The organism is Mycobacteriales bacterium (genome assembly GCA_040902655.1).
GTDB lineage: Bacteria > Actinomycetota > Actinomycetes > Mycobacteriales > SCTD01 > SCTD01.
On the sequence record JBBDWV010000003.1, the window covers coordinates 1 to 10,727 of the forward strand.

Sequence of the window (10,727 nt, forward strand, 5' to 3'; positions counted from 1 at the left end):
CCCCACCAGCCGCTGGTGGGTGCCGGTCAGGCCCGCCGTTCCACGACAGCCATAACCCGCTTCCCGCGGCGCAGGACCAGGAAGCGCCCATGCAGCCAGTCCCCCTCCTCCGGCACGGCAGCCTGGTCGATGACCTTGCGGTTGTTCAGGTAGGCGCCGCCGTCCCGGACGGCGCGCCGTGCGTCGGACTTCGAGATGCCGAGTGCCGTCGCCAGCAGGTCCACCAGCGGCGGGACCACTCCGGCGACCGAACTCGACGGGGCCTCGGCGAGCGCGGCGGCAAGGGTCGCCTCGTCGAGGTCCTCGAGCCGGCCTCCGCCGAACAGTGCCGCGCTCGCGGCCTGCACCCGTCCGAGTTCGTCGTCGCCGTGCACCAGCGACGTCACGGCCTCCGCGAGCGCACGCTGCGCGACCCGCGCCTGCGGCCGTCCGGCCGTCGCGGCGTCCAGCTCCTCGACCTGCTCGCGAGGCAGGAAGGTCAGCAGCCGCAGGTAGGTCCCGACATCGCGGTCGTCGACGTTCACCAGGTACTGGTAGAGCGCGTACGGCGACGTGAGCCCGGGGTCGAGCCAGACGCTGCCGCCGCCGGTGCTCTTGCCGAGCTTGCCGCCGGACGCCTCGGTGACCAGCGGGAAGGTCAGCGCGTGCACCGGGCGGTCGCCCTCGACCCGACGGATCAGGTCGAGGCCCGCCGTGATGTTGCCCCACTGGTCGTTGCCACCGATCTGCAGCGCGCAGCCGAACCGGCGGTGCAGCTCGAGGTAGTCGTAGGACTGCAGCAGCATGTAGCTGAACTCGGTGAACGACAGCCCGCCCGACTGCAGGCGCGCCCCGACCGACTCCTTGCCCAGCATCGTGTTGACCGAGAAGTGCTTGCCGACGTCGCGCAGGAAGTCGATCACGGACATCGGCGCAATCCAGTCGAGGTTGTCGACGAGCACCGCTCCGGTCGGGCCGTCGCCGAAGTCGAGGAAGCGCTCCATCTGCGTCCGGATGCGGTGGACCCGCTCCGTGACGACGTCGGCGGTCATCAGCACGCGCTCGGCCGTCCGTCCCGACGGGTCGCCGATGAAGCCGGTGGCACCACCGGCCAGCGCGATCGGCCGATGGCCGGCGAGCTGGAAGCGGCGGAGCGCGAGCAGCGGGACGAGATTGCCGACATGCAGGCTGTCGGCCGTCGGGTCGAAGCCGCAGTAGAGGGTGAGCGGCGCCGCCGACAGGTCGCGACGCAGGGCGGCGAGGTCGGTGGTCTGGGCGACGAGGCCGCGCCAGGACAGGTCGTCCAGGACGGCCGCGCCGCCCGCGGGCCCAGTGGGCCGCTCGGCGGGCGGGGCGGGAGCGGCGGGCAGGCTGGTCACCCGACGATCCTCGCGCACGCGGCGGGGCTCCGGCTCCGGCAGGGTGCCCGGCGGGATCAGCCGGTGGCCCGTTCGCGGGCGGCGGCCGGGCGGGAGGTGGAGACGGTGGGCTCGCCGGTGAGCCAGAAGCGCCAGGGCGTCGGCGCGCCGAGCCCCGCGACGCCGACCCGCGGGCCGGTGCGCACGAGGCCGGGGTCGGGCGGTGCGGCCGGCGGGAGCAGCCGCAGCGGCGCCGACGGATCGAGCAGGTCGGTGCCGCCGAGTTCGCCGGTGACGCCGACCGCCCTGGTCAGCCGTGCGGGGCCACGCGCCAGGTCGCGGTCCCGCACCCCCGGCCGGCGCTCCCGCGCGACCTCCAGCCCCTCGAGTACCTCCCCCGCCCGCAGCAGGACGGCCGACGCGGCGCCCTCCGGCCCGGTGACGACATTGAGACACCAGTGCATCCCGTACGAGAAGTAGACGTACGCCAGCCCCGCGCGGCCGAACATGATCGCGGTACGCGGGGTGCGCCCGCGGAAGGCGTGCGAGCCGGGGTCGGCCTCCCCCGCGTAGGCCTCGACCTCCGTCAGGCGCAGGACGACGTCGCCGCCGACCAGCCGGGCGCCCAGCAGCGACGGGGCGACCTGCTCGACCGGCCCGGCCAGGTCGATGTCAGGGCTCCACGTCAGGAGGGCGTGGCCGCGGCCCAGCGACGGTGGGCGGCGACGCCGAGGCCTACCGCGTCGAGCTGCTCCCGCACCCGTACGGGTGCGGTGCCGCCGTGGCCGTCGCGCGCCGCGATCGCGCCGCGTACGTCCAGCACCGAACGGACGTCGGGTGTCAGGTGCGGCGAGACGTGCGCCAGCTGCTCGTCGCTGACCTCGTGCAGCTCCTGGCCGTTGACGGTGCACCAGACGACCAGGTGCCCGACGGCCTCGTGGGCGTCGCGGAAGGCCACGCCGTTCTTGACCAGCAGCTCGGCCACGTCGGTGGCCAGCGCGAAACCGGTCGGGGCGGAGGCCTCCAGCACGTCCTTGTGCACGGTCATCGTCGCGATCATCCCGGCCATCGCGGGCAGCACCAGCAGCAGCGTCTCGACCGCATCGAAGCACGGCTCCTGCGCCTCCTGCATGTCGCGGTCGTAGGTGAGCGGCAGGCCCTTGAGCATCGCGAGCTGGCCCGCGACGTGGCCGATCAGCCGGCCGGCCTTGCCCCGGGCCAGCTCGGCGATGTCCGGGTTCTTCTTCTGCGGCATGATCGAGGAGCCGGTGGAGAACGCGTCGTCGAGGGTGACCCAGCCGAACTCGGTGGAGTTCCACAGCACCACCTCCTCACCCAGGCGCGACAGGTGCACGCCGAGCAGGGCCGCGACGAACAGGAACTCAACCGCGAAGTCGCGGTCCGACACGGCATCCATCGAGTTGGGCGCCGCCGAGCCGAAGCCCAGCTCCTCGGCGGTGGCGATCGGGTCGACCGGCAGCGAGGAGCCGGCCAGCGCGCCGCTGCCGAGCGGCGAGACCGACGCCCGCAGGTCCCAGTCGCGCAGCCGGTGCACGTCGCGGGCGAGGGCCTGCACGTGGGCCAGCAGCTGGTGGGCGAACAGCACCGGCTGGGCGTGCTGCAGGTGCGTCATTCCCGGCGCGGGTGTGTCCAGGTGCTGCGCCGCCTGGTCGAGCAGCGCCTGCTCGAGGTCGGCCAGCCGGTCGGCGACCAGGCGGGCGTGGTCGCGCAGGTAGAGCCGCAGGTCGGTGGCCACCTGGTCGTTACGGGACCGGCCGGCGCGCAGCTTGCCGCCGAGAGCGCCGAGCTTCTCGAGCAGGCCACGCTCGAGCGCGGTGTGCACGTCCTCGTCCTCGACCCTCGGGCGGAAGGAGCCGTCCGCCACCTCGGCGCGCAGCTCGTCCAGGGCGGTGAGCATCCGGTCCAGCTCGTCGGCGGTCAGCAGGCCGGCGCGGTGCAGGACGCGGGCGTGCGCCTTCGAGGACTGCAGGTCGTACGGCGCGAGCCGCCAGTCGAAGTGCACGCTGACGGAGAGTCGGGCGAGCGCCTCGGCCGGACCGCCCTCGAACCGGCCGCCCCACAGCGACGTGCGCTCCGGCACCGGCGGACCGGGTGCCGCGGCGGCGCTGGCGGCACCGGGATCGGGAGGGGGCGGCCGGTCGTCGGCGGAGCGGGTGGAACTCACGGCGACAGCCGCTGGTCCCGCTGGGCCGCGATCTTGCTCGGCATCCCCCACAGCTCGACGAAGCCCTTGGCCAGCGACTGGTCGAAGGTGTCCTCCGCGTCATAGGTCGCCAGGTTGAAGTCGTAGAGCGAGGCGTCGCTGCGCCGGCCGCTGACGGTGGCGGTGCCGCCGTGCAGCGTCAGCCGGATCTCGCCGGAGACGTGCCGCTGCGAGGAGGCGAGGAACTCGTCCAGCGCTCGCTTGAGCGGCGAGAACCACAGGCCGTCGTAGACCAGCTCGGCCCAGCGCTGCTCGACCCCGCGCTTGAAGCGGGCCAGGTCACGCTCGACGGTGAGGTTCTCCAGCTCCTGGTGCGCCGCGATGAGCACCTGCGCACCGGGCACTTCGTAGACCTCACGGCTCTTGATACCGACCAGCCGGTCCTCGACCATGTCGAGTCGGCCGACACCCTGCGCCCCGCCACGACGGTTGAGCTCCTCGATCGCCCGCAGCATCGTCACCGGCCGCCCGTCGATCGCGACCGGCACGCCGTGCTCGAAGGTGAGCACGACCTGGTCCGGCTCGCGAGCCACGGTCGGGTCCGAGGTGTAGGCGTAGACGTCCTCGATCGGGCCGTTCCAGGGGTCCTCGAGGAAGCCGGTCTCGACGGCGCGGCCCCAGACGTTCTGGTCGATCGAGTACGGCGACTTCTTGTTGACGTCGACCGGCAGCCCCTTCTCCTCCGCGAAGGCGATGGCCTTGTCGCGGGTCATGCCGGAGTCGCGGACCGGGGCGATGACCTTCAGGTCGGGAGCGAGCGCCCCGATGCCCACCTCGAAGCGGACCTGGTCGTTGCCCTTGCCGGTGCAGCCGTGGGAGACGGTGCTCGCGCCGTGCTTCCGCGCAGCAGCCACCAGGTGCTTGACGATGAGCGGGCGGCTCAGCGCGGACACCAGCGGGTAGCGGCCCATGTAGAGCGCGTTGGCCTGCAGCGCCGGCAGGCAGTACTGGTCGGCGTACTCGTCGCGCACGTCGGCGACGACGGCCTCGACCGCGCCGCAGTCGAGGGCGCGCTGGCGGATGACCTCCAGGTCCTCGCCGCCCTGACCGACGTCGGCGGCCACGGCGATGACCTCGGCGCCGGTCTCCGCGGCGATCCAGCCGATGGCGACGGAGGTGTCGAGACCTCCGGAGTACGCCAGGACGATCCGGTCCTTGCTCACTGTGCATCCTTGGGGTTGTCGGGCGGAATCGGTCGACCCTCGGCCAGGCGCAGGAGGCGCTCGGCGAGGGCGGTGCAGGCCGGGGTTGCCGGGGAGCGGGTGACGAGCAGGACGGTGTCGTCGCCGGCGAGTGTGCCGGCCACCTCGGGCAGGCCGGCGCGGTCGAGCGCGGAGGCGAGCAGGTGGGCACCGCCCGGGGGTGTGCGCAGGACCACGGTGGGGCCGGTCGCCTCGGCCGAGACCAGCAGCTCCTCGAGCAGGCGCGCGAGCCGGGCGTCGACGGCCTCGGCGGTGCCGCCGCGGGGGGCGTTCTCCGCCGGGACGACGTAGGCCATGCCGGTGGCGGTGCGCACCTTGACGGCGCCGAGCTCGTCGAGGTCACGGCTGACGGTGGCCTGCGTGACGGCGACGCCGGAGGCCGCGAGCAGCCGCCCGAGCTCGGTCTGGCTGGCCACCGGGGAGCTCTCGAGCAACTCGACGATGCGGGCCTGCCGGCCGGCCTTGGTCAACGGCGCGAAGGCGGTCGTCATGCGCTCTTGTCCAGCAGCCAGACCAGCAGGGCCTTCTGGGCGTGCAGCCGGTTCTCGGCCTGGTCCCAGACGGCGGAGCGCGGGCCGTCCAGGACAGCGCCGGCGATCTCCTCACCGCGGTGGGCCGGCAGGCAGTGCAGGACCAGGACGTCGTCCGCGGCGGCGGCGACCGCCTGCTCGTCCAGGGAGTACGCCGCGAGGTCGCTCAGCCGTTGCTCGGCGTCCTGCTGCCCCATGGAGACCCAGACGTCGGTGTAGAGGACGTCGGCGCCGGCCGCCGCCTCGACCGGGTCGCCCGTGACCAGGATGTCGGTGCCGTACGAGCGGGCTCGCTCGACCACGGCGGGGTCGGGCTGGTAGTCCGCGGGGGCGCCCACCCGCACGTGCATACCGGCCATGGCACCGCCGACGAGCAGGGAAGCGGCCATGTTGTTCGCGCCGTCACCGAGGTAGCCGAGAGTCAGGCCGGCGGTGCTGCCGCGCTGCTCGCGCACGGTCTGCAGGTCGGCCAGCACCTGGCAGGGGTGGAAGGCGTCGGTGAGGGCGTTGACGACCGGCACGCTGCTCGCTCCGGCCAGCGCCTCGATCCGGTGCTGGCCGAAGGTGCGGATCACGATGGCGTCGACGTAGCGGGACAGCACCCGCGCGGTGTCCCCGAGGGTCTCGCCCCGGCCCAGTTGGGTGCTGCGGGCGTCCAGCACCACCGGGTGCGCGCCGAGCTGCGCGATGCCGACCTCGAAGGACAACCGGGTCCGGGTGCTGGGCTTTTCGAAGATCACCGCGACGGACCGGCCGTCGAGCGGCCGCGGCCCGCAGCGCCCGGCGGCCTTCAGCTCGGCCGCGAGCGCCAGGACCTCGGCCTGCTCGGCAGCCGTCAGGTCGAAGTCGGCGAGGAAGTGGCGCACCATCAGGAGTCAGGGCCTCCGACGACCTCGCCGACCCGGGCGAGCAGCTCGCCGACCGCGAACGGCTTGAGGAAGACGTTGTCCTCCCCCAGCAGCGTGCGCATGCCGGGGATGGCGTCGACCTTGCCGGTCACCACGATCACCGGGATGTCGGCCAGGTCGGGGTCGTCGCGCATCTCCTCCAGCACCCGGACGCCGCCGAGGTCCGGCATCATCAGGTCGAGCAGCACGAGAGCCGGCGGCGAGGAGGTCGCCTTCACCAGCCCGGCCAGACCGTCGGAGGCCGTCGCGACGTCATAGCCCTCGGCCGAGAGCAGCGTCTGCAGCAGCCCCCTGACACTCGGGTCGTCCTCGACCACGAGGATCTTCACGGCAGTCACCGGGACACTCCAGAGGTCAGCATGGGGCGACCCTAGCGGCGGACAGGATGCGCGGGAGGGCGTCGACGAAGGTCTCGAGCTGCGCTGCCGTGACGACCAGTGGTGGGGCCAGCCGCAGCACGGCGGGTGCTACGGCGTTGACGAGGAAGCCGGCCTCGCGGGCAGCGACCTCGACGGCGACGGCGACCGGCTCGGCCAGCACGATGCCGACCCACAGGCCGAGGCCACGGACCTCCTGCACGAGAGGGTCGTGGAGCTGCTCGATGCTCCGCCGCAGCTGCTCCCCGAGCGTGACCGAGACGTCGTGCAGGCCCTCCTGCTCGACGGTACGGAGCACGGCCAGGGCGGCCGCGCAGGCAAGCGGGTTGCCGCCGAACGTGGTGCCGTGGTCGCCCTTGCCGAGGGCGGTGGCGGCGCGGCCGTTCGCCACGACCGCACCGATCGGCAGGCCACCGCCCAGCGCCTTGGCCATCGTGACGACGTCGGGGACGACGCCGGGGGCGGTGACCGAGCTGGTCAACCAGGCCCCGACCCGGCCGACACCCCCCTGTACCTCGTCGAGGTGCAGCAGCGCGCCGGCGGCGTCGCACGCCTCCCGGGCGGCCTCGAGAAAGCCGCTCGGCGGCACGACCACGCCCGCCTCGCCCAGGACCGGTTCGAGCACGACCGAGGCCGTGGACGCGGTGACGGCCGCGCGCAGAGCGGCGGCGTCGCCGTACGGGACGAAGACGACCGGGCCGGGCAACGGCTCGAACGGCTCGCGTTTCGCGGGTTGGCCGGTGACGGCGAGGGCGCCCAGGGTGCGACCGTGGAAGGCGCCTTCGCAGGCGACCCAGCCGCCGCCGGGACGCAGCCGGCGGGCCAGCTTGAGCGCCGCCTCGTTGGCCTCCGCGCCGGAGTTGGTGAACAGCACCCGCGTCTCGGGGCCGGCGCCGACCAGCTCCTTCAGCCGCTCGGCCAGCTCGATCCCGGGCGTGTGCCCGGCGAGGTTGCTGGTGTGGCCGAGGGTGGCCACCTGCCGGCTGACCGCCTCGACCACCGCGGGGTGGGCGTGCCCGAGCAGGTTGACCGCGATGCCGCCCACCAGGTCGAGGTAGGTCCTGCCGTCGACGTCGGTGACGGTGGCGCCGCTGCCGCTGGCCAACACGACCGGTGGGGTCCCGTAGTTGCCCATGACGCTGGCGTCCCAGCGCTGCTGCCAGTGCCGGGTGCTCATGACGGGACGACCATGGTGCCGACGCCCGCGTCGGTGAACAGCTCCAGCAGCAGGCTGTGCGCGACCCGGCCGTCGAGGACATGGGCCCGGGGCACTCCCCCGCGGACTGCGGCCAGGCAGGCCTGCATCTTGGGGACCATGCCGCTGGACAGGCCGGGCAGCAGGGTCTCCAGCTCGTCGGCCGGGATCTCGCTGATCACCTCCTCCGAGCGGGGCCAGTCGGCGTAGAGCCCCTCGACGTCGGTGAGCACGACGAGCTTCTCGGCTCCGAGCGCCACCGCGAGCGCGGCGGCGGCGGTGTCGGCGTTGACGTTGTAGAGCGCGCCGTCCAGGCCGCGCGCGACGGTCGCGACGATCGGCACCTTGGCCTCGTCGAGCAGCGCGTGCACGATCTGCGGCTGAACCTCGACGACCTCGCCGACCAGCCCGACGTCGACCGGCCGGCCGTCCACGAGCGCGTCGCGCCGCTCGGCGGTGAACAGCTGCGCATCCTCGCCGGAGAGCCCGACAGCAAAAGGCCCGTGGGCGTTGACCAGGCTGACCACATCGGAGTTGACCTGGCCGACCAGCACCATCCGGACGACCTGCATGGTCTCCGGCGTCGTGACGCGCAGCCCCCCGCGGAACTCGCTGTCCAGCCCGAGCCGGTCCAGGTGGGCGGTGATCTGCGGGCCGCCGCCGTGCACGACGACGACGCGGACACCGGCATAGCGCAGAAAGACGACGTCCTCCGCGAAGGCCGACTGCAGCTCGGGGCTGGTCATGGCGTTGCCGCCGTACTTCACGACGATGGTCCGGCCGGAGAAGGACTTCAGCCAGGGCAGCGCCTCGACGAGTGCGGCGGCCTTGGGCAGGGCGACGTGGCCGCGCGCGGTGGCGGCGGTCATGTGGAGTGCGCCCTCATGCGGAGTACGCCCCTCATGTGGAGTACGCGCTGTTCTCGTGGACGTACTGCGCCGTCAGGTCACTGGTCCACAGGGTGGCCGTGTGGGTTCCGGCGTGCAGGTCGACGACGATGCGCACGTCGCGCCCGGACAGGTCCACCAGGTCACGGTCGGCACCCGGCGCGCCCGCGCGGCAGACCGGCACGTCGTTGATGGCGACGTCCAGCCGGTCGGGCTCGAAGGCGGCTGCGGTGGTACCGACGGCCGCCAGCACCCGCCCCCAGTTGGGGTCGTTGCCGTGCAGCGCGCACTTGAGCAGGTTGCTGCGCCCGGCGGCGCGGGCGGCCTCCAGGGCGTCCTCGACACTGGCCGCACCGACGACCGTGATCTCGATGTCCTTGCTGGCGCCCTCGGCGTCCCGGACCATCTGCCGGGCCAGGTCCTGGCAGACGGCGCTGACGGCGGCCTGCAGGTCCGCCCTGTCGGGGGTGACGCCGCTGGCGCCGCTGGCCAGCAACAGCACCGTGTCGTTGGTGCTCATGCAGCCGTCGGTGTCCACCCGGTCGAAACTGCCGGCGGTGGCCGCGCGCAGCACCTCGTCCAGGGTCGCGGCATCGGCGACGGCGTCGGTCGCGACGACGGCGAGCATGGTGGCCAGCGCGGGGGCGAGCATCGCGGCGCCCTTGGCCATCCCGCCGACCGACCAGCCAGCACCCTCCTTGACAGCGGTCTTCGCGACGGTGTCCGTCGTACGGATGGCCTGTGCTGCGTCGTCGCCGCCGGCGGCGCTGAGCTGCCGGACGACCGTGTCGACGCCGGGCAGCAGCCGATCCATCGGCAGCCGCACGCCGATCAGCCCGGTGGAGCACACGGCGACGCGGGCGGCACCCGTGCCCAGGGCGGCCGCGACCGCCTCGGCCGTACGGTGGGTGTCGGCAAAGCCCGCCGGGCCGGTGCAGGCGTTGGCGCCGCCGGCATTCAGCACGACGGCCTCGACCCGACCTGCGGACAGCACCTGCTGGGACCACAGGACGGGGGCGGCCTTGACCCGGTTGGCGGTGAAGACCCCGGCCGCGGCGTCGAGCGGCCCGTCGTTGACGACCAGCGCGAGGTCGGGCAGGCCGCTGTCCTTGAGCCCGGCGCTGGTGCCGGCGGCCCGGAAGCCCGTGGGCAGCCAGGTCATGGCGCGACGCCGTTCGCGCTCAGCCCGGCGGTCTCGGGCAGCCCGAGCGCGAGGTTGGCGCACTGCAGCGCCTGCCCCGCCGCGCCCTTCCCGAGGTTGTCGAGTGCGGCCACGACGACCGCGCGGCCGGCGTCGGCATCCACCGCCACCTGCAGGTGGCAGGCGTTGCTGCCGAGGGTCGCGGCGGTGTGCGGCCAGCGCCCCTCGGGCAGCACGTGCACGAACGGCTCGGCGGCGTACTGCCTGTGCAGCGCTGCCCGCAGCTCCGCCTCGGAGGCGGTCGTGCGGGCGGTGCAGGTGGCCAGGATGCCGCGCGGCATCGGCGCCAGCGTGGGGGTGTAGGACAACGTCACCTCGGCGCCGGCCAGCCGGCGCAGCGACTGCCGCACCTCAGGCGTGTGCCGGTGGGAGGCGACCTTGTAGGCGCTGACGTCACCCATCACCTCGCTGCCCAGCAGGCCGGGGATCAGGCCCCGGCCCGCGCCGCTGGTGCCACTGATGGTGGTGGTGACCAGGTCGACCGGCTGGACCAGTCCGGCGGCGAGCAGCGGGCCCAGGGCCAGCGTCATCGCGGTGGCGTTGCAGCCTGGTCCGGCGATCCGGGTCCGGCCGGCCAGCTGCCCGCGGAAGAACTCCGGGAGGCCGTACGGCCACTCCCCGGCGTAGTCGGTGTCGTAGAAGCGGTCCCAGTCCTGCGCGCTCCCGAGCCGGTGGTCGGCGCCGAGGTCGACCAGGGGGAGGTCGGCCGGCAGGACGGCGGCCAGCGCGGCCGACTGGCCGTGCGGCAGGGCGAGGAACACGACGTCGGCCTCGGCGAGCACTGCGGCGGCCGTCTCGGCGAACACGCGGCCGTCGAGCTGGGGCAGCTGCGGGTGCAGGTCGGTCACCGGCCGGCCGGGGGGGGC

The 10,727-nt window shown here is 73.8% G+C and carries 11 protein-coding genes; all 11 read right to left on the bottom strand.

The features are described 5' to 3' along the window. Nucleotides 1-26: 26 nt before the first annotated feature. Nucleotides 27-1,349: a tyrosine--tRNA ligase gene (gene tyrS / locus WD794_00665; protein ID MEX2288821.1), complete on the bottom strand. Its 1,323-nt coding sequence runs from the start codon at nt 1,347-1,349 to the stop codon at nt 27-29. Nucleotides 1,350-1,414: 65 nt separating this feature from the next. After that, complete coding sequence (locus WD794_00670) at nt 1,415-2,047, bottom strand: DNA-3-methyladenine glycosylase (protein MEX2288822.1); 633 nt, start codon at nt 2,045-2,047, stop codon at nt 1,415-1,417. Continuing rightward, nucleotides 2,023-3,438: an argininosuccinate lyase gene (gene argH, locus WD794_00675; GenBank protein MEX2288823.1), complete on the bottom strand. Its 1,416-nt coding sequence runs from the start codon at nt 3,436-3,438 to the stop codon at nt 2,023-2,025. The genes WD794_00670 and argH overlap by 25 nt, the downstream gene beginning before the upstream one ends. A gap of 80 nt (nt 3,439-3,518) precedes the next feature. Then, the gene (locus WD794_00680; GenBank protein MEX2288824.1) at nt 3,519-4,724 is read right to left on the bottom strand and encodes an argininosuccinate synthase; all 1,206 of its coding nucleotides are present in this window, start codon (nt 4,722-4,724) and stop codon (nt 3,519-3,521) included. Next, nucleotides 4,721-5,254: an arginine repressor gene (locus tag WD794_00685; GenBank protein ID MEX2288825.1), complete on the bottom strand. Its 534-nt coding sequence runs from the start codon at nt 5,252-5,254 to the stop codon at nt 4,721-4,723. Before WD794_00685 ends, WD794_00680 begins: the two co-directional genes overlap by 4 nt. Continuing rightward, nucleotides 5,251-6,162, bottom strand: a complete 912-nt coding sequence (gene argF, locus WD794_00690) for an ornithine carbamoyltransferase (GenBank protein MEX2288826.1) — start codon at nt 6,160-6,162, stop codon at nt 5,251-5,253. Before argF ends, WD794_00685 begins: the two co-directional genes overlap by 4 nt. Continuing rightward, nucleotides 6,162-6,539: a response regulator transcription factor gene (locus WD794_00695; GenBank protein MEX2288827.1), complete on the bottom strand. Its 378-nt coding sequence runs from the start codon at nt 6,537-6,539 to the stop codon at nt 6,162-6,164. Before WD794_00695 ends, argF begins: the two co-directional genes overlap by 1 nt. 16 nt (nt 6,540-6,555) lie before the next feature. Beyond that, entirely contained in the window at nt 6,556-7,755 is a 1,200-nt protein-coding gene (locus WD794_00700; protein ID MEX2288828.1) for an acetylornithine transaminase, read from the bottom strand. Further along, the gene (gene argB / locus WD794_00705) at nt 7,752-8,642 is read right to left on the bottom strand and encodes an acetylglutamate kinase (protein ID MEX2288829.1); all 891 of its coding nucleotides are present in this window, start codon (nt 8,640-8,642) and stop codon (nt 7,752-7,754) included. Before argB ends, WD794_00700 begins: the two co-directional genes overlap by 4 nt. A gap of 31 nt (nt 8,643-8,673) precedes the next feature. Next, entirely contained in the window at nt 8,674-9,822 is a 1,149-nt protein-coding gene (gene argJ, locus WD794_00710) for a bifunctional glutamate N-acetyltransferase/amino-acid acetyltransferase ArgJ (GenBank protein ID MEX2288830.1), read from the bottom strand. Then, on the bottom strand, nt 9,819-10,727 hold a 909-nt coding region (argC, locus tag WD794_00715; protein MEX2288831.1), incomplete at its 5' end, for an N-acetyl-gamma-glutamyl-phosphate reductase. The genes argC and argJ, both read right to left, overlap by 4 nt.

Excerpts from the sequence above, each read along its gene's own strand:
- argF (MEX2288826.1), bottom strand. The coding sequence starts at position 6,162 with ATGGTGCGCCACTTCCTCGCCGACTTCGACCTGACGGCTGCCGAGCAG.
- WD794_00700 (MEX2288828.1), bottom strand. The coding sequence starts at position 7,755 with ATGAGCACCCGGCACTGGCAGCAGCGCTGGGACGCCAGCGTCATGGGC.
- argJ (MEX2288830.1), bottom strand. The coding sequence starts at position 9,822 with ATGACCTGGCTGCCCACGGGCTTCCGGGCCGCCGGCACCAGCGCCGGG.
- argB (MEX2288829.1), bottom strand. The coding sequence starts at position 8,642 with ATGACCGCCGCCACCGCGCGCGGCCACGTCGCCCTGCCCAAGGCCGCC.
- WD794_00685 (MEX2288825.1), bottom strand. The coding sequence starts at position 5,254 with ATGACGACCGCCTTCGCGCCGTTGACCAAGGCCGGCCGGCAGGCCCGC.